The sequence below is a fragment of the Parvibaculum sp. genome (assembly GCF_049671045.1).
Classification (GTDB): Bacteria; Pseudomonadota; Alphaproteobacteria; order Parvibaculales; family Parvibaculaceae; genus Parvibaculum.
In genome coordinates, this window is sequence record NZ_JBATUH010000103.1 from 1 (window position 1) to 24,243 (window position 24,243).

21 protein-coding genes are annotated in these 24,243 nt (G+C 65.4%); 11 read left to right on the top strand and 10 right to left on the bottom strand.

Annotated elements, in window-relative coordinates; translation table 11 throughout:
* From WBG82_RS11495 to der, 10 genes are all read left to right on the top strand, one after another.
* On the top strand, nucleotides 1-1,007 hold a 1,007-nt coding region (locus WBG82_RS11495), incomplete at its 5' end, for an RsmB/NOP family class I SAM-dependent RNA methyltransferase (RefSeq protein WP_424424663.1).
* A 176-nt stretch (nucleotides 1,008-1,183) separates the two neighbouring features.
* Complete coding sequence (locus WBG82_RS11500) at nucleotides 1,184-1,603, top strand: tetratricopeptide repeat protein (protein WP_424424664.1); 420 nt, start codon at nucleotides 1,184-1,186, stop codon at nucleotides 1,601-1,603.
* A 7-nt stretch (nucleotides 1,604-1,610) separates the two neighbouring features.
* Nucleotides 1,611-3,158, top strand: a complete 1,548-nt coding sequence (gene guaA, locus WBG82_RS11505; protein ID WP_424424665.1) for a glutamine-hydrolyzing GMP synthase — start codon at nucleotides 1,611-1,613, stop codon at nucleotides 3,156-3,158.
* Nucleotides 3,159-3,338: 180 nt separating this feature from the next.
* Nucleotides 3,339-5,696, top strand: a complete 2,358-nt coding sequence (locus tag WBG82_RS11510; RefSeq protein ID WP_424424666.1) for a plasma-membrane proton-efflux P-type ATPase — start codon at nucleotides 3,339-3,341, stop codon at nucleotides 5,694-5,696.
* A 98-nt stretch (nucleotides 5,697-5,794) separates the two neighbouring features.
* Nucleotides 5,795-6,358 (top strand): tetratricopeptide repeat protein, encoded by a 564-nt coding sequence (locus WBG82_RS11515; RefSeq protein WP_424424667.1) that lies wholly within the window; start codon nucleotides 5,795-5,797, stop codon nucleotides 6,356-6,358.
* Entirely contained in the window at nucleotides 6,355-7,158 is an 804-nt protein-coding gene (locus WBG82_RS11520) for a hypothetical protein (RefSeq protein WP_424424668.1), read from the top strand. The genes WBG82_RS11515 and WBG82_RS11520 overlap by 4 nt, the downstream gene beginning before the upstream one ends.
* 164 nt (nucleotides 7,159-7,322) lie before the next feature.
* On the top strand, nucleotides 7,323-8,147 hold the full coding sequence (panB, locus tag WBG82_RS11525; RefSeq protein WP_424424669.1) for a 3-methyl-2-oxobutanoate hydroxymethyltransferase: 825 nt from the start codon (nucleotides 7,323-7,325) through the stop codon (nucleotides 8,145-8,147).
* Nucleotides 8,148-8,309: 162 nt separating this feature from the next.
* Nucleotides 8,310-9,080, top strand: a complete 771-nt coding sequence (locus WBG82_RS11530; RefSeq protein ID WP_424424670.1) for a tetratricopeptide repeat protein — start codon at nucleotides 8,310-8,312, stop codon at nucleotides 9,078-9,080.
* A gap of 5 nt (nucleotides 9,081-9,085) precedes the next feature.
* Entirely contained in the window at nucleotides 9,086-10,462 is a 1,377-nt protein-coding gene (locus WBG82_RS11535; RefSeq protein ID WP_424424671.1) for a PQQ-binding-like beta-propeller repeat protein, read from the top strand.
* 42 nt (nucleotides 10,463-10,504) lie between these two features.
* Nucleotides 10,505-11,917: a ribosome biogenesis GTPase Der gene (gene der / locus WBG82_RS11540; protein ID WP_424424672.1), complete on the top strand. Its 1,413-nt coding sequence runs from the start codon at nucleotides 10,505-10,507 to the stop codon at nucleotides 11,915-11,917.
* A 73-nt stretch (nucleotides 11,918-11,990) separates the two neighbouring features.
* Here the strand turns inward: der and WBG82_RS11545 are convergent, their stop codons facing one another.
* The 8 genes from WBG82_RS11545 to WBG82_RS11580 form a co-directional block, all read right to left on the bottom strand.
* Entirely contained in the window at nucleotides 11,991-12,710 is a 720-nt protein-coding gene (locus tag WBG82_RS11545; RefSeq protein WP_424424673.1) for an SDR family NAD(P)-dependent oxidoreductase, read from the bottom strand.
* Nucleotides 12,711-12,721: 11 nt separating this feature from the next.
* Nucleotides 12,722-14,155 carry an amidophosphoribosyltransferase gene (gene purF / locus WBG82_RS11550; RefSeq protein WP_324301316.1) on the bottom strand — a complete coding sequence of 478 codons (1,434 nt, stop codon included), beginning with the start codon at nucleotides 14,153-14,155 and terminating at the stop codon, nucleotides 12,722-12,724.
* Between the two features lie 151 nt (nucleotides 14,156-14,306).
* A complete protein-coding gene (locus WBG82_RS11555; protein WP_424424674.1) occupies nucleotides 14,307-15,020 on the bottom strand; it encodes a CvpA family protein in 714 nt (237 codons plus the stop codon).
* Nucleotides 15,021-15,049: 29 nt separating this feature from the next.
* The gene (gene radA, locus WBG82_RS11560; RefSeq protein WP_424424675.1) at nucleotides 15,050-16,465 is read right to left on the bottom strand and encodes a DNA repair protein RadA; all 1,416 of its coding nucleotides are present in this window, start codon (nucleotides 16,463-16,465) and stop codon (nucleotides 15,050-15,052) included.
* A gap of 72 nt (nucleotides 16,466-16,537) precedes the next feature.
* Entirely contained in the window at nucleotides 16,538-17,338 is an 801-nt protein-coding gene (locus tag WBG82_RS11565) for an ABC transporter ATP-binding protein (RefSeq protein ID WP_424424676.1), read from the bottom strand.
* Between the two features lie 8 nt (nucleotides 17,339-17,346).
* A complete protein-coding gene (locus WBG82_RS11570; RefSeq protein WP_424424677.1) occupies nucleotides 17,347-18,120 on the bottom strand; it encodes an MlaE family ABC transporter permease in 774 nt (257 codons plus the stop codon).
* A gap of 61 nt (nucleotides 18,121-18,181) precedes the next feature.
* Nucleotides 18,182-19,351, bottom strand: a complete 1,170-nt coding sequence (alr, locus tag WBG82_RS11575; protein WP_424424678.1) for an alanine racemase — start codon at nucleotides 19,349-19,351, stop codon at nucleotides 18,182-18,184.
* A gap of 197 nt (nucleotides 19,352-19,548) precedes the next feature.
* Nucleotides 19,549-21,048 carry a replicative DNA helicase gene (locus tag WBG82_RS11580; protein ID WP_424424679.1) on the bottom strand — a complete coding sequence of 500 codons (1,500 nt, stop codon included), beginning with the start codon at nucleotides 21,046-21,048 and terminating at the stop codon, nucleotides 19,549-19,551.
* 361 nt (nucleotides 21,049-21,409) lie between these two features.
* Here WBG82_RS11580 and WBG82_RS11585 point away from each other — a divergent pair, with 361 nt between their 5' ends.
* On the top strand, nucleotides 21,410-21,802 hold the full coding sequence (locus WBG82_RS11585; RefSeq protein WP_424424680.1) for a DoxX family protein: 393 nt from the start codon (nucleotides 21,410-21,412) through the stop codon (nucleotides 21,800-21,802).
* An 18-nt stretch (nucleotides 21,803-21,820) separates the two neighbouring features.
* On the opposite strand, the gene WBG82_RS11590 is transcribed toward WBG82_RS11585, so the two are convergent.
* The gene (locus WBG82_RS11590; protein ID WP_424424681.1) at nucleotides 21,821-23,065 is read right to left on the bottom strand and encodes a class I SAM-dependent methyltransferase; all 1,245 of its coding nucleotides are present in this window, start codon (nucleotides 23,063-23,065) and stop codon (nucleotides 21,821-21,823) included.
* A 172-nt stretch (nucleotides 23,066-23,237) separates the two neighbouring features.
* Complete coding sequence (locus WBG82_RS11595) at nucleotides 23,238-24,224, bottom strand: TIGR00341 family protein (RefSeq protein ID WP_424424682.1); 987 nt, start codon at nucleotides 24,222-24,224, stop codon at nucleotides 23,238-23,240.
* Nucleotides 24,225-24,243: the final 19 nt, after the last annotated feature.

Genomic DNA, 24,243 nt, shown 5'->3' on the forward strand with positions numbered 1-24,243 from the left:
CACCCGCGCCGCTCGGCCCGGAGGAGGCGGCCGCCCTGCGCGCGGCGGAGCTTCCCAGAAGCGATGCGCCCGCTCATTTGCGCCTCAACTATCCCGAATGGCTCCACGCCGAATTCGAGCGCGCTTATGGCGCGAGCCTCGAGCGCGAAATGGCGGCCCTCATGGAGCGGGCGCCGACCGACCTTCGCGTCAACCTGCTGAAGTCGGGCCGCGAGGCGGCGCGAGAGGCGCTCGCGGCCGAAAATGTCGAGACGGAGCCCACGCCCCATTCGCCCTGGGGGCTGCGTCTTCTGGGCCGCGCCAATATTCCGGGCCTTGGCGCCTTTCGCGACGGGCTCATCGAGGTGCAGGACGAAGGCTCGCAGCTTGCCTGCCTGCTGACGGGTGCGAGGCCCGGCGAACAGATCGTCGATCTCTGCGCGGGCGGCGGGGGCAAGTCTCTCGCCCTTGCAAGCCTCATGGCCAATCGCGGCCAGATCCACGCCTGCGACACGGATCGCCGCCGCCTCGGCAAGCTGATGCCGCGCGCACAGCGCGCAGGCGCGCGCAATATCCAGACGCGCTTCATCGGCCCGCTCGCAATGCCCGCCGCGCCCGATGCCGAATTTTCCGATCTCGCGGGCCGCGCCGATTGCGTGCTTGTCGATGCGCCCTGCAGCGGCTCGGGCGCCTGGCGCCGCAGCCCCGATGCCCGCTGGCGACTCACCCCGGAGCTTCTCGAAAGCTACAGGGCGATCCAGCGCGAGGTGCTTGCGCGCGGGGCGGCGCTCGTCCGGCCGGGCGGACGCCTCGTCTATGTCACCTGCTCGTTGCTGCCTTGCGAGAACGAGGATCAGGTCGCGGGCTTTCTCGCCTCGCATCCCGATTTCGCGGCGCGTCCATGGGCCGCTCTCTGGCCCGAGGATCTCCCGCGGCCGCCTGCCGCCGAGGGCGAGGCGCTGCGTCTCTCGCCTGCCTCGACGGGGACCGACGGCTTCTTCATCGCGGTCATGGAGAGGCGCCGATGACCCGGCTGGGACGGCAGAGCTGCGGGCTTGACGCCACGGGGCAGGGATGGTCTACCGGGCGAAGGTTTCCCGCGAGGCCCCCACGGATGACGGCCGCTTCCCTCCGCCACGCTTGCATAATGGCGCTACTGCTCGCATTCGCGGCGCCCGCTAGCGCGCATGCTGTGAACGCGGAGATGCAGAGGGCCTCCGTTTCGCTCGCAAGCAAGGGTGTCGCCGCCAGCGATGCGGGAGACACGGCGCGCGCCCGGCGCCTTTTCGAGGAAGCCATCGTGGCCGACCCCGCAAACGCCCATGCGCTGAGCAGGCTCGGCCTTCTTTATGCGGCAAAGGGCGAAGCGGCCACGGCGCGCAAATATTTCAACTTCGCGCTCGAGGTCGAGCCGACGGAACCCGACGCCCTGCTTGGCGTTGGCCGCCTCGACCTCGCCGATGGAAAGGCGGCCGAGGCGCGCGACAGGCTGCGCATACTCACCGTCGCTTGTCCGGCCTGCGAACAGACGAAGGAACTTTCTCGCGCGCTCGAGGCCGGACCCAATGCCGCCGCCGCCAGCCAATTGCCGACACCGGCGCCCACTCCGAAAAACAATCCTTAGACGGACCATGACCGATCGCATCCTCATCATTGATTTCGGCAGCCAGGTCACCCAGCTCATCGCCCGGCGCATTCGCGAAAGCGGCGTCTATTGCGAGATCGTCCCTTTCAACAAGACGCAAGGGCTTCTGGAGAGCTTCAGGCCGAAGGGCATCATCCTCTCGGGCGGCCCCGCCAGCACGACCGGCATAGGCTCGCCGCGCGCTGACGACTGGGTCTTCACCTGCGGGGTTCCGGTCCTCGGCATCTGCTATGGCGAGCAGACCATGTGCGCCCAGCTCGGCGGCAAGGTCGAAAGCTCCGACCACCGCGAATTCGGCCGCGCCGTCATCAGCGTCACGGAGGATTGCGCGCTCTTCGAGGGGCTTCTCTCCGTCGATGAGCAGGAGCCGGTCTGGATGAGCCATGGCGACCGCGTCATCGAGATTCCGCCGGGCTTCAAGGTCGTGGCGGTGAGCCGCAACGCGCCCTTCGCCGCCATTGCCGACGAGAAGCGGCGCTTCTATGGCGTGCAGTTCCATCCAGAAGTCGCGCACACGCCGCGCGGCCGCGACATGCTGCGCAACTTCACGCATCGGATCTGCGGCTGCACCGGCGACTGGACCATGGCCGCCTTCCGCGAAACGGAGATCGCCAAGATCCGCGCGCAGGTCGGCGACGGCAAGGTGATCTGCGGTCTTTCGGGCGGCGTCGATTCTTCCGTCGTCGCCGTGCTTCTGCATGAGGCGATCGGCGACCAACTCCAATGCGTCTTCGTCGATACAGGCCTCATGCGGGCCGGCGAGGCCGAGCAGGTGGTGAACCTCTTCCGCCACCACTACAACATTCCGCTCGTGCATGTGGATGCGAGCGATCTCTTCCTCTCCAAGCTCGATGGCGTGAGCGATCCCGAGCGCAAGCGCAAGATCATCGGCGCGACCTTCATCGACGTCTTCGAGGCGGAAGCGAAGAAGATCGGCGGCGCCTCCTTCCTCGCGCAAGGCACGCTCTATCCCGACGTCATCGAAAGCGTGTCCTTCATCGGCGGCCCGTCGGTGACGATCAAGAGCCATCACAATGTCGGCGGCCTGCCCGAGCGCATGAACATGAAGCTCGTGGAGCCGTTGCGCGAACTCTTCAAGGACGAGGTGCGCGAGCTTGGCCGCGAGCTTGGTCTGCCGGAGGAATTCGTCGGTCGCCATCCGTTCCCCGGACCCGGCCTTGCCATCCGCGTGCCGGGCGAGATCACGCGCGAAAAGCTCGATATTCTCCGCAAGGCCGACACGGTCTATCTGGAGGAGATCCGCCGCGCCGGTCTCTACAATGAAATCTGGCAAGCTTTTGCCGTGCTGCTTCCCGTCCGCACTGTCGGCGTGATGGGCGACGAGCGCACCTATGACTATGTCTGCGCGCTCCGCGCCGTGACATCGACCGATGGCATGACGGCCGATTACTACCCGTTCAGCCACGACTTCCTCAGCCATGTCTCGACACGGATCATCAACGAGGTGCGCGGCATCAACCGCGTCGTCTATGACGTGACCTCGAAGCCGCCGGGAACGATTGAGTGGGAGTGAGGACGGCGCCATTGATCCATATCAATGCGGGGCCGCGCTGAAGGGCTGAAGTTCACGGTTCTACGGAATCAACAGTGAGCCTCAGCCGAATTCTGATCGTCATGTTCGGTGCGGCGTCTTTCGGCGCGCCCTGCAGCGGTCCTGGTTTGGCCGCGGCGGTGTCCGCACAGCATGGATCAGGTGTCGCGAGACGCGCAGCAGGGCCAGGGACTGCCTGGCCCGAACTTGCGCGGCCTGACTGGAGCGGAGGCGCGGCGTCGTCTCGATCAGTTCGGGCCGAATGAAATCCCCGAGCAGCGGAGCCACCCGCTGGTCACGCTTCTGGGCAAATTCTGGGGACCGATCCCATGGATGCTCGAAGCGACCATTCTGCTTCAGCTCTTGCTGGGGAAGGGCGGAGAAGCGGCTGTCATCGCAGCGCTTCTCACCATCAACGCAGGCATCAGCTTCTTCGAGGAAGGCCGCGCGGGCAAGGCGCTCGAGCTGCTGCGCCATCAGCTGACGGCCACGGCTCGCGTGCTTCGTGACGGGGTCTGGCACACCACGGCCTCAGCGGGCCTCGTCCCCGGCGACGTGGTCCATCTGCGCATGGGCGATCTCTCGCCCGCGGATGTCCGGATCGTCGAGGGCGAGGTCCTGCTCGACCAGTCCGCGCTGACGGGGGAATCCGTGGCCGTCGAAGCTGGCGCGGGCGCGATGGCCTATGCCGCTTCGGTGGTCAGGCGCGGAGAAGCCACAGGCGAGGTCACGGCCACCGGCCAGCGGACCTATTTCGGCAAGACGGCCGAACTGGTCCGGACGGCCCGCTCGACGAGCCATCTGGCGGTAACGATCTTCAAGATCGTCCGCGTTCTCATTGCCATCGACGCGATGCTGATCGCGGCCCTGCTGGTCTATGCCGCCCGGGCCGATCTTCCGCTGCGGGATGTGTTGCCGTTCGCCCTGATCCTTCTGGTGGCGTCCGTCCCCGTCGCGCTTCCGGCGACCTTCACTCTGGCGACGGCCCTTGGCGCGGCGGAGCTCGCGCGGTCCGGTGTGCTGCTCACCCGTCTCTCCGCAATCGAGGAGGCGGCGGGAATGGATGTTCTGTGCACGGACAAGACGGGCACCCTGACCGAGAACCGCCTGAAGCTGACCGCGACCCGGGGCTTCGCCGCGACGTCGGACGAGGATCTCCTGAAGTTCGCGGTGCTCGCCTGCGATCCGGCGACGCAGGACCCGATTGATCTGGCCATTTTGACCGCGGCGGAAGAGCGCGGCGCGCGCGCCGGCCTGCCGCCCCGGCTCAGCTTCGTTCCCTTCGACCCGGCGACGCGCTATTCGCTCGGCTCCTACCGGCAGGCTGGCGGCGAGCTCTGGGTCGTGAAAGGCGCTCCCCAGGCCGTCGCCGCATTGATCGGCGCGGGGCCCGAAGTCGTGGAGGCGGCCGACGGCTTGGCAGCGTCGGGAGCGCGCGTCCTCGCGGTCGCTCATGGCGACAATCGCGCGAGCTTGCGTCTCTCCGGCCTGATCGCGCTCGAAGATCCGCCGCGTGCCGATTCCGCGGCTTTGGTGAAGGGCCTCAAGGATCTCGGAATTCGCGTGGTGATGGTGACGGGCGACAATGGCGCCACCGCGCGCGCCATTGCCGGGCGCGTCGGCGTGGATGGGCCGCTCGCGCCCGCCGATGCGCTCGACCATATCGATGGCGGGCACGCGCTTGACTATGGCGTCTATGCGCGCGTCTTTCCGGAACACAAGATCAGGCTGATCCGGCTACTTCAGAAGGCCGGTCACGTCGTGGGAATGACGGGCGACGGCGTCAATGACGCGCCCGCGCTGAAGCAGGCCGATGTAGGCATCGCCGTCTCCAGCGCCACCGATGTCGCCCGCGCGGCCGCGGGCGTCGTGCTCACTTCGCCTGGCCTCGTGGACGCGCTGACCACGGTTCAGATCAGCCGGCGGATCTATCAGCGGATGCTCACCTATACGATCAACAAGATCATGAAGACGCTGGAGGTCGCGATCTTCCTGACCATCGGCGTCATCATCACCAATACCTTTGTGATTACGCCGCTGCTGATCGTGCTCATGCTGTTCACCAACGATCTCGTGACCATGTCCATCGCGACCGACCATGTCGGCTACTCGCAGCGCCCGGACAGGTGGAATGTGCGCACACTGATGCTGATCGGCAGCGTGCTCGCGGCATTGGTGCTGGTCCTCTCCTTCGCCGTCTTCTTCGTCGGCCGCGATGCGCTCGGGCTGAAGCTCGCCGAATTGCAGACGCTGGTTTTCGTCATGCTGGTCGCAACCGGGCAGGGCAATGTCTATCTGGTGCGCGAACGCGGTCCGTTCTGGCGGTCCCGACCGAGCCGGTGGCTGGTCGCAAGCTCGCTGGCCGATCTTGTGGTTGTGACCGCGATGGCCGCCACGGGCATCCTCATGGCGCCGGTCAGCCTCACGCTGATCGTGCCGCTGCTGCTCGTGGTCGCCGTGTATCTCTTCATCCTCGACCACCTGAAGGTGCGGATATTTCGCCGCCTGGCGGTGAAGTGACGTTTGGCCCGAGGGCCGGACATAGCCGTTCAGCATCGCCCCCGTTCCCTCCGGGGCCGAACAACGCTACCCTTCATCCGTTCCATCGGAGGAGCCGGATGAAGGGTTTCGTTTTTTTCAGCCTTGTCGTGATTGTCCTGTCGCCGGTCGCCGCCCATGCGGATGCGATCGACGACAATACGCTCTGCTATGAGCAGTTCAGCACGGGCAACGACAAGGCGGCTGTCGATTACTGCAGCAGGGCGATCGAGTCCGGCAAGCTTCCCACGGAAGATCTCGTCGCCGCCTTCATCAATCGCGGCGTCGCCCTTCGCAATCTCGGCCAGTCGCGTCGCTCCATCGTCGATTACAGCATGGCGCTGAAGCACGCGCCCAAGGATGCGATGATCTATGCCAACCGGGCGAACGCGCTGCGCGACATTGGCGAGCTTGATCGGGCTCTGGACGATGCCAACATGGCCGTGAAGCTCGACGGGAAGCGCCCGGCCTCCTATTTCGTGCGCGGCGCGGTCTATGAAGCGCAGAGCCGGTTCGATTCCGCGCGCCGCGACTACATGCAGGCGCTGTCCCTCGATCCCGCCAATCGCGACTATCAGGATCACATTCTGGCGCTCGATGCCAAGCGGGCGAAGCAGGCGCAGCAGGGGGGAGGGATGCGATGATCGATCTGATGGATCATCCCGCGGACCCGCGAAAGCTCGATGTCTTCGCCATTACGCGCGAAGCCTATCAGGGCGGGTGGACGCATTTCGGCGAAATGGTCAGGCTGATCTGGCTTCCGGGCCTGCTCTATATCGCCGTTGCGCTCGTCTCGGGCGCGCTCGGCAGCGAGGGCAATCCGGGCCTGCGTCTTCTCTGCGATCTTGCGGTGTTCTTTCTCTGGCCGATCATCGCCGTCGCCTGGCATCGCTTCATTCTCGTCGGCGACGCGACGCCGGGGCGCTTCATTCTCCATTTCGGCAGGCGCGAGGCGCGCTTCCTCGTCGTTTCGATCTTTCTCAGCCTGCTCGCGCTGCCGGGCATTCTCATCGCATCGATGACGGCAGCCCTCAACGACCCGTCGCTCGGCACATCGGCATCGCTTCTGGGCTTTCTCGGCCTCATCGTGCTGATGGTCGGCCTCTACTATTTTGTCCGCCTGCTGCTTCTTCTGCCCGCTGTCGCCGTCGACGAGCCGATCAATGCGCGCCTCATTCTCGAGCGTACGCGCGGCAATTTCTGGCGCCTGCTCTCGCTTGTGATTTTGGCGAGCCTGCCGCTCGTGCTCGTCATCTTCGTCGGCACGAGCGTCGTCCTCGCGCTCGGGCTGCCGGGTGTCATCCTCCTCGTCCTCGGGGCGCTGGTGGGCGTCTTCTTCATGATCGTCAATGTCGCGGTCATCTCCATCGCCTATCGGGAACTCATCGGTCCGCCGGGAACGCTCGCCTTCGATCTCGAAGGCCCCGATGCACCGTTGAATTAGCGCTTCCTCTCCGCTAAGGTCCGGCTCGCAAGGATCAGGAACGGTGCCAGTGGGCACCTAAGAGCTTGTTTTGTAAGCTCTTTTCGCTGCGGCGTCCGGCCGCCTCGATATTCCCGGCGCTCGCTCCCATATGTGGCGAGGCCCATGAGTAAGGATGATCCGACATGTCGGTACAGGCGAAGATCAAGCGCATCACCGTTCCGGAACTTCGTGCGCGCAAGGGCGGCGATCCCATCGTCAGCCTGACCTCCTATCACGCGCACACGGCGCGCTATATCGACCCCTATGTCGACATGATCCTCGTCGGCGACTCGCTCGGCATGGTCATGTACGGCATGGAGACGACGCTGGGCGTCACCCTCGACATGATGATCGCCCATGGCGCGGCCGTCGTGCGCGGCACGGATCGCGCGCTCGTCGTCGTCGACATGCCCTTCGGCAGTTATGAGGAAAGCCCGGAAGTGGCGTTCCGCAATGCCGTCCGCATCATCAAGGAGACGGGCTGCACGGCGGTGAAGCTCGAAGGCGGCAAGCGCCTCGCGCCGACGATCCGCTATCTGATCGAGCGCGGCATTCCCGTCGTCGCGCATATCGGCCTGACGCCGCAGTCGATCCAGGTCATGGGCGGCTTCAAGACGCAGGGCCGCGTCGAGGAAGAGTGGGGCGCGATCGAGGAAGATGCGGCAGCCGTTGCGGAAGCCGGCGCCTTCGCCGTCGTGCTCGAGGGCATGGCGGAGCCGCTCGCCGCGAAGATCACGAGCGAGATCGACATTCCGACCATCGGCATCGGCGCCTCGCCGGCCTGCGACGGGCAGATCCTCGTTCTCGAGGACATGTTGGGCCTCTCGCCCAAGCCGCCCAAATTCGTCAAGGAGTTCGCGACTCTCGGCGCCCAGATCGCCGGTGCCGCGGAGGCCTATGCCCGCGAGGTACGGGCGCGGACCTTCCCGGCGGTCGAGAACACCTACGGCATGAAAAAAGTAAAATAAGAACAGGCGTTTGCGCTGTTTTCCTGCCGGTTGGCGTTTGCCATCTCCGGGCGCGCGGGCTATTTTACGCGGCCTGCCTGAGCAGGTGCGGGGGAGGTCGCCGCGCCCCGATGGGGTGCAACGCTTTCCTGCGCTATCCTGGTCATCCCTTGGAGTGCGCTCTTGACCGATCTCTTCCGTGAAATCGAAGAAGACATTCGCCGCGACCAGCTCAACAAGCTCTGGGAAAAATACGGCATCTACCTGGTCGGCCTCGCCGTCGGCATCGTCCTTGTAGCGGCGGCCATTGTCGGCTGGCGGGCGTGGGAGCGATCGAAGAGCGCGGCTGCCTCCGCAACCTATAGCGAACTGATCACCAAGGCCGAGGGGGAGAAGCCGGCGGAAGCCGCGGCCGCCTTTGGCGAGTTCGCCGAGCACGCACCCTCGGGCTATGCCGCGCTCGCCCGGCTGCGTCAGGCGGGGCTGCTCGTCGATGCGGGCGATACGAAGGGCGCCGTGGCGGTCTATGACACCCTTGCCGCGAGATCGTCCGCGCCGGACGTTTTCCGCGACATGGCGCGGGTCAAGGCCGCGCTGCTGCTTCTCGACCAGTCGACCTATGACGACATGAAGGCGCGGCTCGGTTCGGTCGATGTGGCCGGCAATGCCTGGCGCAACAATGCGCGCGAGATTCTCGGCCTTGCGGCGTGGAAGGCCGGAAAATATGCCGAAGCGGGCGCCTATTTCGACGCCATCGTCGGCGACAGCGAGGCATCCGCCGGGCTGCGCGACCGCGCGCATGTGATGCAGGCGGTGATCGCGCCGCATCTGCCGCGCCCGGAGGCGAAATCCGAGACGAAGCCGGAGGAGGCCAAGCCCGCCGCGGCAGGCGCCAAGGCTGAAACCAGCAACGCAGCGCCCGCCGAAGCGGCCGCGAACCCGAAGGCGGAGTGACCTTGATGGCTACGGGCGTGGATGTGAAACCTTCGGGCCTTCGGGCGGCGCTCAGGGCGGCGGGCTTTGCGGTTGTCGCCATCGCGGCCCTGGGGCTCGCCGGCTGCGACACGGTGGGCGATATGTTCTCCTCTGCTCAGAAGCCAAAGCTTCCGGGCAAGCGGCTCTCGGTGATGGAGCTCGAGACAAAGCTCGAGGTCGACCCGGAAGCGAAGGAAACGCAGATCGAGCTGCCGCAGGCTTACGAGAATAGCGAATGGACGCAGCCGGGCGGCACGGCGGACAACGCCATGTACCACCTCGAAGCGCCGGGCAAGCTCGACAGGGCGTGGAGCGTCAGCGCCGGTTCCGGCTCGAGCCGGGCGGCCCGTCTCGTCGCCACGCCGATCGTCGCGGATGGCAAGGTCTTCGTGCTCGACTCGCGCGCGACCATCCGCGCCTTCGATGCGAAATCGGGCAAGCAGCTCTGGAAGCAGGACGTCACGCCCGAGGATCAGGATTCCTACAAGGCGCGCGGCGGCGGCGTCGCATATGACAACGGCAAACTCTTTGCCGCCACGGGCTTCGGCAAGGTGCATGCGCTGAACCCGGCGACCGGCGCCATCCTCTGGACAGCGGATGCGGCCGTGCCCTTCCGCGCCTCGCCCACGGCCAATGGCGGCCGCGTTTTCGCGGTGACCTCCGACAACCAGCTCATCTGCTTCGCCGAGGAGAACGGCCAGATCCTCTGGCGCCATCGCGGCATCACGGAGAGCGCGGGCATTCTGGCGGCGACGAGCCCGGCCGTTGCGGGCTCCATCGTCATCGTTCCCTATTCCTCGGGCGAACTCTTCGCGCTCCGCGTCGAGAACGGTGCCGTGCTCTGGTCGGATTCGCTCACCCGCACCGGCAATCTCACCTCGCTTTCCGAGCTCAATGACATCGCCGGCCGGCCTGTCATCGACCGTGACCGCGTCTTCGCCATCAGCCATTCGGGCCGCATGGTCTCGATCGACCTGAGAACCGGCGAGCGCGTCTGGACGAGGGATATTGCGGGCGTGCAGACGCCCTGGGTGGCGGGTGAGTATATTTTCGTCGTCTCGACCGACCAGGAAGTCATTGCCATCTCGCGCCGCGACGGGCGCATTCACTGGCTGACCAAGCTCGATCGCTATGAGGACCCGGAGGACAAGGAAGACCCGATCGAGTGGAGCGGGCCGATCCTGGTGAGCGACCGCCTCGTACTCGTCTCGACCACGGGCAAGGCCATCTCCCTCTCGCCCTATACCGGCGAGATCAAGGGGCAGGTCGAGCTTCCGGGCAAGACGCTCATCGCGCCCATCGTCGCCAACGGTACGGTCTATATTCTGACCGACGACGCCGATCTGGTCGCGCTGCGCTGAGCCGCAATCGCGCGTCCGGTCGCATAAAAAGGGCCGCAGGCCGTGTCATTCAAGGTTGCTATTGTGGGGCGGCCCAATGTGGGCAAGTCCACTCTCTTCAATCGGCTCGTCGGCAAGAAACTCGCTCTTGTCGACGATACGCCGGGCGTCACGCGCGACCGGCGCGAAGGCGAGGGCCGTCTCGGCGACCTGACCTTCACCGTGATCGACACGGCAGGACTTGAGGAGGCGACGGGCGACAGTCTCGAAGCGCGCATGCGCCGCCAGACCGATGCGGCGATTGCCGAGGCCGATGTCTGCCTCCTGCTCATGGATGCGCGCGCGGGCGTTACGCCGCTCGACAAGCGCTTTGCGCAGATCCTCCGAAAGTCGCCGACGCCGGTGATCCTTGTCGCGAATAAATGCGAGGGCGGGGCAGGCGAGGCGGGGCGCATGGAAGCCTTCGAGCTCGGCCTCGGCGCGCCCGTTCCGCTCTCGGCCGAACATGGCGAAGGGCTCGCCACGCTTTATGAAGCGATCCAGCCCTTCGCGGACAGCATCGCCGAGGAGGAGCGCGAACGCGCCGTCGAGGATGCGCTCGCCTCCGACGACGAGGCCGCCAGCCGCTTCGATCCCGAGGCGCCCTATGAGCCCGACCTCGAAGCACCGCTTCGCATCGCCGTGGTCGGCCGCCCGAATGTCGGCAAGTCGACGCTTGTGAACCAGCTTCTCGGTGAAGACCGCATGCTGACCGGGCCCGAGGCCGGTATCACGCGCGACGCCATCGGCATCGAGTGGGAGTGGCGCGGCCGCCGCGTGAAGCTCTGGGACACGGCCGGCATGCGCCGCCGCTCCCGCGTCACGGAGAAGCTCGAAAAGCTTTCCGTAGCGGATACGCTGCGCGCCATCCGGTTTGCCGAAGTCGTCGCCGTCACGCTCGATGCGAGCATTCCCTTCGAGCGGCAGGACCTCCACATCGTCGATCTCGTGGAGCAGGAAGGCCGCGCGATGCTGATCGTCGTCAACAAGTGGGACGCGGTCGAGGATCCGCAGGCAAAGCTCCGTGAGCTGAAGGAAGAGCTGGAGCGCCTTCTGCCGCAGGTGCGAGGCATACCCATCGTCACCCTCTCGGCGCTGACGGGGCGCGGCCTCGACAAGCTGATGCCGGAGATCGAGCGCGTTCACACGATCTGGAATGCGCGCGTCTCGACCGCGCGTCTCAATCGCTGGCTTGAGGAGGCGATTTCGCGCCACCCGCCGCCCGCGGTCAAGGGGCGTGCCATCAACCTCAAATATATCTCGCAGGTGAAGAGCCGGCCGCCGACCTTCGTCGTCTTTTCGAGCCGCGCCGAAGAAGTGCCGACGGCCTATCGCCGCTACCTCATCAATTCGCTGCGCGAAACTTTCGGCCTGCCGGCCGTGCCCATCCGCCTCTTCATGCGGGCGCGCAGAAACCCCTTCGCAGAAAAGAAATAAGCCGGTCGAAAAGCCCGGCTTATGCTGTCTGGTGGTTCCTGCGCCTGAGGCCGCGGATGGCGGCGGCGCCGTTCTATGCCTTCGCCTTCTGATATTCGACGATCTCGCCGTTCCGCGTGCAGGAGGGAAGGGCAAGCTCGATGAAGAGCGGCACGAGATCGGCCGGCTTTGTGAGCGCCGAAGGGTCTTCGCCCGGCATCGCCTGCTTGCGCATGGCCGTGCGCACCGGGCCGGGGCTCAGCAGATTGACGCGCAGGTTCGTGTTCGCACATTCCGCCGCCCAGGTTCTGGCCAGCGCCTCGAGCGCCGCCTTGCTCATGGCATAGCCGCCCCAGAAGGGCTTTGCCTTGTGCGCGGAACCGGAGGTCACGAAGATGGCGCGGCCCGCATCGGAACGCTTGAGCAGGGGCTCGAAGGAGCGCATGAGCCGCCAGTTCGACGTGATGTTCGTCGCGACGAGCTTGTCCCACGCCTTCACTTCGAGATGGCTCACCGGTGTCAGCACGCCGAGCGTGCCCGCATTGCCGACGAGAATGTCGAGCTTGCCCCAGCGCTCGAAGATCGTCGCGCCGAGCCGGTCGATGCCGTCGAAGTCGGTCAGGTCGAGCGGAACCAGCGTCGCCTTGCCGCCCACCTTGCGGATCTCGTCATCGACTTCCTCAAGACCGCCGACCGTGCGTGCGACGAGGATGACATGGGCGCCTTCCGCCGCGAATCCGAGCGCGACCGCGCGCCCGATGCCGCGCGATGCGCCGGTGATGACCGCGAGGCGGTCCTTAAGCCGTCCGCTCATACTCTCTTCTTTCAGGCGATTTCGGCGAGCAGCGACAATTGCCGCGTGCGTTGTTCGCCGACTTTGTCGGTGAGGGGCGTCGGATAATCGCCCGTGAAACAATGATCCGTGAACTGCGGATGTTCCTGATCGCGATGCGTGTAGCCAAGCGCGCGATAGAGGCCATCGACAGAGATGAAGGCGAGGCTGTCCACGCCGATATAATCGCGCATGCCTTCGAGGTCGTATCTGGCGGCTAGAAGCTGCTCGCGCTCCGGCGTGTCGATGCCGTAGAAATCGGGATGCGTGATGGGCGGGCTCGCGATCCGCATGTGAACCTCGCGCGCGCCGGCCTCATACATCATCTTCACGATCTTGACCGATGTGGTGCCGCGCACGACCGAGTCGTCGACCAGAATGATCCGCTTGCCCTCGACGATGGCGCGATTGGCGTTGTGCTTGAGCTTCACGCCGAGCTGGCGGATCTGCTGCGTCGGCTCGATGAAGGTGCGGCCGACATAGTGATTGCGGATGATGCCAAGCTCGAAGGGGATGCCCGACGCTTCCGCGAAACCGAGCGCGGCGGGAACGCCTGAATCGGGAACGGGGATCACGACATCGGCTTCGGTGGCGCTTTCCCGTGCCAGCTCGCGGCCGAGCTGCTTGCGCACATTGTAGACGCTGCGCCCCGCCACGATGCTGTCGGGCCGGGCGAAGTAGATATATTCGAAGACGCAGGGGCGCGGGCGCTGGGGCGGGAAGGGGCGGATCGATTCGATGCCCTCGCGCGTGCAGACGACGATTTCGCCGGGCTCGATCTCGCGCACGAATTCGGCGCCGATGATGTCGAGGGCGACCGTCTCCGAGCAGAGGATGGGCGCGCCGTTGAGCTCGCCGAGAATGAGCGGGCGGATGCCGAGCGGGTCGCGCGCGCCGATGAGTTTCTTCGGCGTCAGCGCCACGAGCGCATAGGCGCCTTCGATCTGGCGCAGCGCGTCGACGAAGCGCTCCATGACGCGCGGGCTCTGGCTGCGGGCGATGAGCTGAAGGATCGTCTCGGTATCGGAGGTGGACTGGAAGATCGCGCCCGCGCGGACGAGTTCGTTGCGGAGCGTGATGGCGTTGGTCAGGTTGCCGTTATGCGCGATGGCAAAGCCGCCGCCCCAGAGATCGGCGAAGAGCGGCTGCACATTGCGAAGGATCGTTCCACCCGCGGTCGAATAGCGCACATGGCCGATGGCGATGTCGCCCATGAGGCGCTCCATGACCGTGCCGCTGGAGAAGTGATCGCCGACAAGGCCGAGGCGGCGCTCCGAGTGAAAATGCTCGCCATCGAAGCTGACGATGCCCGCCGCTTCCTGTCCGCGATGCTGGAGCGCGTGAAGCCCCAGCGCCGTCAGCGCGGCCGCATCCGGGTGCCCGAAAACGCCGAACACGCCGCACTCTTCGCGCAGCGTGTCACCCATGAGTTCTTCGTCCGTGATGCAGGTCGGGCGCAGGCCGCCGTGGTCATGTTTTTCCGATGCGGCGATGGTGGTTGGGGTCATGGTTCGGGCCGCATTCGGAAAGGAAAAGGATAATTGTTCATTCATCCGATGCGCTCCCAAACGGGTCCGGTCACTCTGTGCTCTCGAAAAGCCTGTCGAGCCCCCTCCGCTCGGAGGTGTTATAGCCGTCGTCCCGCGCGCTGTCAGCGCCCGATTTGCCGCTGCTTGCCGCGGGGCTTGCCGCGGGCGCGCTGGCTGCGGGATAGCGCTTATCGGGCGCGGGCGCAACTGCCCGGGGCTGCGTGAGCGTGCCGGGCGCGGGTTTCGCGCGGCTTTCGTTGTTCGGCGCGGGCGCGGTTTTCGGCACGGTCGGCGCCAGAGTGAAGAGCGTCGATGCCGAGGATTCGACCAGCGGCCGCAGCCTCGCATTCCTGATCCAGTCCGGCTGGTCGGCCGGGTTCGGCACCAGCCACGCGAAAAATAGGTAGGCGACGGTCACGATCAAGAGCCCGCGCGTGAGCCCGAACAGGAAGCCGAGCGTGCGGTCGAGCATTTCGGCCTGATCGTGCAGGGCGAGAAGGTGGTCGGCCCAGCGCATCGTGAACGCCGCAACGAGCACATATCCGGCAATGAAGATCGCCAGCGCCGCGACGACGGCGGCAAGCCAGCCCGGCGAGATCATGCTCCGGAAGAAGGGTGTCGCATAGGGAAAGAGCCAGAGCGCAGCGAGCGCCCCCACCACCCAGGCGAGGATCGAGAGAACCTCATTGGTGAAGCCGCGCAGAAGCGCGAGCACGCTCGATATGAAAAGAACCGCCAGGACGATGCCGTCGAATAGCGTCACCTATGTCCCTCCTTGAGACATTTATCCTATCACAATTCGCTGGCCCTGCGCTCGCGGGGCCGGCCGGCGCTTCCCGCCGCAAGATGCGCGACAAGACCGGCGAGGTCGGAGATTTCGGTCATTTCAAGACCGCTGGAGGGTTTTTGGCGCGATGCCGAGGCGGGCAGGATAGCACGGCGGAAGCCGAGCTTTTCGGCCTCTTTCAGCCGCGCCTCCATCTGGTTCACGGGCCGGACCGCGCCTGAAAGGCTGATTTCGCCGAAGATGACGCAATCGGGGGGCAGGGCGGAGCCCGTAATCGAGGAGATGAGCGCGCCCGCGACGGCAAGATCGGCCGCCGGCTCGTTGATTCGCAGGCCGCCCGCGACATTGAGATAGACGTCCTGCCCGGCAAGGCTCAGCCCGCAGCGCGCATCGAGCACGGCGAGCACCATGGAGAGCCGTCCCGTGTCCCAGCCCACCACGGCCCGGCGCGGCGTGCCGAGCGAGCTTTGCGCGACGAGCGCCTGGATCTCGACGAGCACGGGCCGCGTGCCCTCGATGCCCGCGAAGACCGCGCTGCCGCTCGTCTCCCCGTCGCGCTCGCCGAGAAAGAGGGCGGACGGGTTCGGCACTTCGGCAAGACCCATCTCGCCCATTTCGAAGACGCCGATTTCGTTCGCGGGTCCGAAGCGGTTTTTCACCGCGCGCAGGATGCGGAACTGGTGTCCCCGCTCGCCCTCGAAATAGAGAACGCAATCGACCATGTGCTCGACGACGCGCGGGCCCGCGATCTGGCCGTCCTTCGTCACATGGCCGACGAGAATGATTGCCGTGCCGTGCCGCTTGGCGAAGCGCACGAGGTCCTGTGCGGTCGCGCGTACCTGCGCCACCGTGCCGGGCGCGGATTCGAGCGCATCCGTCCACATGGTCTGGATGGAATCGATGACGACGGCGGCGGGCGCCTTCGCGCCGTCGAGCGTCGAGAGAATGTCCTTGAGGTTCGTCTCGGCGCCGAGCCGGACCGGCGCATCCGCAAGACCGAGGCGCCGCGCCCGCATGCGGACCTGCGCGATCGCCTCTTCGCCCGAGATATAGACGACATCGGCGCCATTGCGCCCGAGCGCGGCCATGGCCTGAAGCAGAAGCGTCGACTTGCCGATGCCGGGATCGCCGCCCACCAGCAGCGCCGAGCCGGGCACGAGCCCGCCGCCGCAGACGCGGTCGAATTCGGCGACGCCGGTGACGAGCCGCGGCGGATCGGCCGTTTCGCCCGCAAGCGAGACGAGTTCGATCTGCCGCCCCTTGCCGCGCGCGCCCTTTTGCGGGCCGCCGCCGACGCCGGAACTTTCGGCCGCTTCCTCGACGATGGTGTTCCATTCGCCGCAGGATTCGCACCGTCCCGCCCAGCGCGGTGTCACCGCGCCACAGGCCTGGCAGACGAAGATGCGCGAGGCGCGGGCCATGTGTACTCCCGTTTCGCGGCGGTTGCCGCCGTCAGCTTGGCCGGGCGAGGCTCGCCCGGTGGCGTGGAAACATCAGGGCTTCAGCACATCCATCTTGATCGGCCCTTCGGCGCGGCCATGGATGAACTGGTCGACATATTCGTTGCCGCTCGAGTCGATCCTGTCGCGCGCGCCTGTCCAGATGATCTGCCCCTTGTAGATCATTGCGAGTTCGTCGGCGATCTTGCGCGCGCTCGCCATGTCATGCGTGATCGAGAGCGCCGTCGCGCCGAGGTCCCTCACGCTGGCGATGATGAGATCGTTGATGACGTCGGCCATGATCGGGTCGAGGCCCGTCGTCGGCTCGTCGAAGAAGATGATCTCCGGGTCCGCCGCGATGGCGCGGGCGAGCGCCACGCGTTTCTGCATGCCGCCGGAAAGCTCGGCCGGATAAAGCTCGCCGACTTCCGGCCCGAGGCCAACCTTGGCGAGCTTGGCGATGGCGACGTCCTTGGCTTCCTTGCGCTTCATGTTGCGGCCCTGGATGAGGCCGAAGGCCACATTCTGCCAGACGGGAAGGCTGTCGAAGAGCGCCGAGCCCTGAAACAGCATGCCAAACTTGCGAAGCGTTTCCTCGCGCTCGCGTGCCGCCATTTTGAGGACGTTGCGCCCGTCCACGAAGATCTCGCCCTCGTCGGGGCGGAGGATGCCGAGCACGCATTTGAGCATCACCGACTTGCCGGTGCCCGAGCCGCCGATCACGACCAGCGACTTCTCTCGCGGGATCACGAGACTGAGTTTGTTGAGCACCACCTTGGAGCCGAAACGCTTGGTGACGTTCCTGAGCTCGATCTTCGGCACGTTCCGGTCGTCGGTCTTTTTCTGGTTGGCCATGGCCGGTCTCACTTCGCGAAGAGCAGCGACGTCATCACATAGTTCGACGCCAGAATGAGGATCGAGGCGGTGACGACGGCATTCGTCGTGGCGCGGCCCACGCCCTGCGCGCCGCCCTTGGAATGGAAGCCGTGGAAGCAGCCCATCAGCGCGATGATGAAGCCGAAGACGCCCGACTTGATGAGGCCCGATGTCACATCCTCCAGCTTGAGGAAATTGACGGTGTTCTGGATATAGACGCCGGGGTTGAAATGAAGGCTCGTCGAGCCGACGACGAAGCCGCCCATGACGCCGAGAATGTCGGCCACGAGAATGAGGATCGGCAGCGTGATGACGGCGGCCGCGATGCGCGGCACCACGAGATATTTGTAGGGGTTCGTGGAGAGCGTCGTCAGCGCGTCGATCTGCTCCGTGACCCGCATCGTGCCGAGTTCTGCCGCGATCGCCGCCGAGACGCGGCCCGCGACCATGAGGCCGCCGATGACGGGTCCGAGTTCGCGCGTGATGCCGAGGGCGACGATAGTGGCGACGATGTTCTCCGAATTGATCGTATTGCCGCCATAGTAGATCTGGAGCGCCAGCGCGCCGCCGGTGAAGAAGGCCGTGAGGGCGACGACGGGGAGCGAGAAATAGCCGATCCGTATCATCTGCTGGCCGAGCAGCAGCCAGAAAAAGGGCGGGCGGAAAATGTGGCTCACACTCGTCCAGGTGAATTGCGAAAGCCGTCCGATCTCGGCGAGCAGGGCCAGTACGACCCGGCCGATGATAGCGAAGAAATTCAAGGCAGCTCCCCGTGAGTGGTTTTGCCGGATGCCCCCGGGCGGGGGCTGGCGACAAGGTAGGTCATGATTCCGTGGTCGAACAACCGGCGCCAGTGTAAATCCGCTTGTACCGGTCTCCGAGATTGGTGAGAACCTCATATCCGATGGTTCCGGCCCTTGTCGCCACCTCGTCCAGCGTCACATGAGGCCCGATCAGCTCCGCAAGGTCGCCCCGCTTGACGGCGCCTTCGGACAGCTCGGTCACGTCTATCGAGATGAGATCCATGGAAATCCGCCCGGCAATGGGCGCGTAGTGCCCGGCGATATGGACGCGGCCCCCGACATGGCTGCGCTGCCGGTCGGAGCCGAGCACGCGGAAAAACCCGTCGCCATAGCCCATCGCTATAACGGCGATCCGGCGCGGCCCCTTCGCCTCGAATGCGGCGCCATAGCCGACCGTTTCGCCGCTGGCGACCTCGCGCACATCGAGGATGCGCCCCTGCAGCCCGACGACGGGGCGGCAGGGGTTGGTGCGGCCGGTGAACGGGTTGCCGCCATAAAGCGCGATGCCGGGCCTGACGAGGTCGAAATGATACTCGGCCCCGAGATGGACCCCGGCCGAATTGGCGAGGCTCGCCGTCACGCCCGGAAAGGCGGCGCGGATGGCCCAGAAGCGCTCGAGCTGGTGCCGGTTGAGCGGGTGATCGGCTTCGTCCGCGCAGCCGAGATGGCTCATGACGAGCGTCACATCGACGCCTGAAAGCGCCTCGGGGGTCGAGATGAGCCGTTCCGCCTCGCGCCCGGCGATGCCGAGCCGGTTGAGCCCGGTTTCGAATTGCAGGCCGGCTGAAAGCGGGCGGCCGCGCCTTTTCGCCAGCGCCCGCCATTCCTCGACCTCGGCAAGGCTCGAAAGGCAGGGGCGGAGGCCATGGGCCTCATAGGCATCCGCCGCGCCCGCGATGAGCCCGCTCAGGATGTAGATCGTGGCGTCGGGCAGGAGGCCGCGCAGCGTGGCGCCTTCCCCCGCCGTGGCGACGCAGAAGGTCCGGCAGCCCGCCCCCCAGAGCGCGCGTGCGACGGGGGCGAGGCCGAGGCCATAGGCCCGCGCCTTGACGACGCCCGCGACCTCGCTTCCCTTCGCCAGTTCTCTGATTGCAAGGTAATTGGCGACGAGGGCGTCGAGGTCGATGGTCAGGAACGCGCCAGCCGGAGCCGGGGCGAGAGCGGGGGAGGCGATGTCTGATGAAGGCATAATCAACTCGAGCGCGTCATGACCCGCCACTTGGGGCGGGCGATGCCCTTCTTGCGAGTGTCAAAGGCATGAGTGCCTGAACGGACTGCCGCCTGAACGCTTCGGCGGCAGCCTTGGATAGGCAAACATTCGGGCAAGCCTAGTCAGCCCCGGCCGATTGGCCAATCGCCAAATTAGGGCATGGCAGATGCCCCGGATTATGGGTGATGGTCCGGCAGCCTGTCGTCGTGAATGAGATCGGCAAAGCGCGTCACATTCGCCTCGAATTGCAGCTTGACCGTGCCGGTCGGCCCGTGGCGCTGCTTGCCGATGATGACCTCGGCGAGCCCGTGCACCTGGTTCATCTCTTCCTGCCAGGCCAGATGTTCCGGCGTTCCCTCGCGGGGTTCCCGGCGCTGCACATAATATTCCTCGCGGAACACGAACATCACCACGTCGGCGTCCTGCTCGATCGAGCCGGACTCGCGAAGGTCAGCGAGTTGCGGCCGCTTGTCGTCGCGCGCTTCCACCTGGCGCGAAAGCTGGGAGAGGGCGACGATCGGGACGTTGAGTTCCTTGGCCAGCGCCTTGAGCCCGGTGGTGATCTGCGTCACCTCCTGCACGCGGTTGTCGCCGAACTTGCCGGAGCCCGCGAGAAGCTGGAGATAGTCGACCACGAGAAGGCCGAGCCCGCGCTGGCGCTTGAGCCGCCGCGCGCGCGCAGCGAGCGTCGCGATGTTGAGGCCGCCCGTATCGTCGATATAGAGCGGGATGCTCTGCAATTCGCGCGAGGCATCGACCAGCGCGTGGAATTCATGCTCCTGGATGCGCCCGCGCCTGATGGCCTCGGAAGGCACGCCCGATTGCTCGGCGAGAAGGCGCGTCGCCAATTGTTCCGCCGACATTTCGAGCGAGAAGAAGCCGACGATCGCGCCGTCCTTCACCGCGACCGTGCCGTCGGCATGGTGCTCGGCCTTGTAGGCCTTGGCGGCGTTGAAGGCGATGTTGGTCGCGAGCGCCGTCTTTCCCATCGAGGGGCGCCCGGCAAGGATGATGAGGTCGGAAGGCTGAAGCCCGCCCATCATCTTGTCGAGGTCCATGAGGCCCGTCGAAATGCCGGAAAGGCCGCCGTCGCGCTCATAGGCCGCCGCCGCCATGTCGATCGCGCCCTTGAGCGATTCATGGAAGCCGCGGAAGCCGCCTTCGTATTTTCCACGCTCGGCGAGCTGATAGAGCGCCTGCTCCGCATCGAGGATCTGCGAGGAAGGCGTGTCGTCGACCGGCGCGTCATAGGCACGCGTATGAATGTCCACACCGACCTGAATGAGTTCGCGCCGGATGGCGAGATCATAGATCGTGCGTCCATATTCCTGGACGTTGATGATCGTCGTCGCAGCGCCTGCGAGCCGCGCGAGATATTGCGGGCCGCCGATTTCGGCCAGCGCCTCGTCGCGCTCGAAGAAGTTCTTGAGCGTCACCGGCGAAGCGAGATGCCCGGCCGTGATGAGCTTCGCCGCCGCCTCATAGATGCGCCCGTGAAGCGCGTCGAAGAAATGCGCCGGCTCGAGAAAGGTCGAGAGGCGGTCATAGGCTTCGTTGTTGACGAGGATCGCGCCAAGCAGCGCCTGCTCGGCTTCGATGTTGTGCGGGAGGACGCGGTAGCCCTGGGCACCCTCATCGTCGGACATTGCGGAGAAAGCAGGCTGAATATTTTCCATGGCCTCGTTTTACGCGATACCCGCCGGCAAGGAAGCCGCATTGAGCCGCATCGCCGTCTGTTCCCCATGATACTTTTCAACAGACCGGGATAACTTCGCATTCATTGCCTAAGCCCTTGGCATTTGGCCGTTTCCCCGGCCGCGGCAATTGTGGAAAATCCCGGTATGAAAGCCGGAGTATAAATCGAGTCGCGGGGACATTCCCGGTCCCCATTGTTGCGTGCCCCGAAACAGCCCGTCCTGCCCCAATGCCGTAGTCGGCCGGGGAGGGCGGCCGCTAGATTCGCTTCCGTGGCAACGCGCTCCCCGCGGTGGCGGAAAGGGCGCCAGAGAGGCCAGCAAGGCCGAAAGGGAGTCCGCAATGCAAAGCCTGTCGCCTTATTTTTCCTTCGTGGGCCGCATACTTCTGAGTTTCATGTTCGTCATGAGCGGCGCGCAGAAGCTCGGCGCGCATGACGCGACCGTCCAGCACATCGCCTCGTCAGGGCTGCCGCTTCCCTCGCTCGCATATATCGGCGCGGTCGTCATCGAGCTCGGCGGCGGCCTCTTGCTGCTCGTCGGCTATCAGGCGCGCCTCGCAGCGCTGGCCTTGAGCCTCTTCACGCTGCTGGCGGCGATCTTCTTCCACACCAGTTTCGCCGACCAGACACAGACCATCATGTTCATGAAGAACTTCACCATCATCGGCGGTCTGCTGATGGTCGCGGCGCATGGCGCGGGCGGGTTTTCCATCGACGGCCGCAGGGCATCCTGAGGGGCGCGGCGCGGGCGGTCACTCGCCCGCGCGCAATCGCAGCTGTGCCGGAAAGTCGGAAAGCCGCCTTTCCCGCTCGCCCATATAGTCGCGGGTCATGGGGAGCGCGTCGATCTTCCTCGTGAGCTGGAGCTGGAAGTTCACCATGCCTTCATGGCGGAACGAGGTTTCCGAGCCCGCGAGATAGAACTCCCACATGCGGCAGAAGCGCTCGTCATAGATCTTCGCCGCAATGTCGCGCCTGGCCATGAAGCGCCGCCGCCATTCGCGCAGCGTCTCGGCATAGTGAAGGCGCAGCACTTCGAGATCGGTCATGAAAAGCCCGGTCTTCTCGACCGCCGCCGCCATCTCGCTCAGGGCGGGGATATAGCCGCCGGGGAAGATGTATTTCGCGATCCACGGATTGGTGGCGCCGGGCGGGTCGAGGCGTCCGATCGTGTGGATGAGCGCGACGCCGTCCTCCTTCAGCAGGCGCTGCACGGCTTTGAAATATTCGCCGTAGTAGCCGACGCCGACATGCTCGAACATGCCCACCGAGACGATGCGGTCGAATTCGCCTGCGAGCGTGCGATAGTCCTGAAGGTGGAATTTGACGCGGTCGGCAAGACCGCGCTCGATCGCGCGCTGGCTTGCGATCTTGTGCTGCTCGCGGCTGAGCGTGATGCCGGTGACTTCCGCGCCGGTTTCCTCCGCGAGCGTCAGCGCCAGCCCGCCCCAGCCGCAGCCGATGTCGAGCACGCGCATGCCTGGCTCGATCATGAGCTTCGCCGCGATGTGCCGCTTCTTCGCCAGTTGCGCCTCTTCGAGGCTCATGCCCGGATGGGCGAAATAGGCGCAGGAATATTGTTTGTCGGCATCGAGGAAGAGATCGTAGATCCCGCCGTCGAGATCGTAGTGATGCGCGACATTCGCCTGCGCCTTGCCAACGGGATTGTGCTGGTCGATGCGCCGCTTCGTCCGCCGAAGCGCAGCGAAGACCTTGAAGGCGCGGCTGGGATAGTTCGTGCCCAGATTGCCGAGGAGGAGGTCGAGCAGATCGTAGATCGTCGAGGGCTCGTCCACGGTCAGGGAGCCGTCCATATAGGCTTCGCCGAGCCGGAGATAGGGATTGAGGGCAAGCCTCAGTTGCTGGCTGCGCTCGTGGAGCCGGATGGTGACCTGCCTGCCCGTTCCGTCGCCGAAGACCGAGGTCTTTCCGTTCCAGTCGACGACCCGGAGCGAGCCGCGCGCGACAACCTGCCTAATAAGGATACCGAACAGCATACAACCTCCGTTTCCAGAGTTGACGCGAGGTCGGCCCCGATCAGTACACGACCGGACCAGACCGGTTTTGCACCCCCTTATTTATCTCCCATTATGAGAGTTTAACCACAGTTTGGAATCAATAAAAAAATGCATTGTCCATCGCCGGTGAACGCATGGCCGTGCCGGTGCGTCAACTCGACTGTCCGTAGAGATAGATGACGGCTACGAGGACAGCGAGCAGCGTGGTCCAGACGAAGAGGCTGACATAGGTCGATTGCTGTGCGCCGCGTCGCTGCCACCAAGCGCGTGGCCGGATCCCCCGGGCGAGAAAGACGATCTGGGCGGTGAGATTGATGCAGACGATGTTGATAGCGAGAAGCGTTCCGGCGTCGAGTGCCAGCGAAATTCTCGATGTGCCGAGCATGTAGCCAAGTGTTACGGCGGGTGGCATCAGGGCGACCGCGACCATGACGCCGACGACCGCGCTCGACACATTGGTCGTGAGCGAAATGGCGCCCGCGGCGCCTGCGGCCAGCGCAAGGATGATGCTGTCATACCCGATCTCGGTGCGCGCCATCAGTTCGGGGCTGGAAATCTTGTCGGGCAGCAGAAAGCCGGCGATCGCTGCGCCGGCGACGGAAAGGGCGAGGCCCAGCGCGTTCGTCAGGGCGGCGCGGACGATCAGCTCGCGGTCGCCGAGCGCGCTGCCGAAAGCCAGGGCCACATTGGGACCAAGAAGCGGCGCGATCACCATGGCGGCGATGACGACCGCGATGTTGTTGTTGAAGAGGCCGATCGCTGCCACGATGGTCGACATCAGCACGAGCAGGATGAATGTAGTGTCCGCTTGCGCCCCGCGTGAGATATCGACATAGAGCTGTTCGCGCAGTGTGGCAGTTGACGTGCGGCGGGATTCTTCTTGCGGTTCAGGGTCGGGGATCACCGCGTCAACGGGTTGCATGACAATGCGCCAGCCTTGTTCCGCGCCGACGGCGGTTTGAAGCTGATCGACGAGCTCCTGCTGCTTGTCGGGATGAGCGAGAATGCGCACGGACTGGATGCCGGCATTGTCCGGCGGTGCTACCCGGCAGTCCAGCGCATTGAACTGCTCCGCGACCGCCCGGATCGTGTCGGCGTGTCCGGATTTCGCCATCACCTCGATCAGTCTTATCGGCACGAGGTTCTTCCTCCTGTTT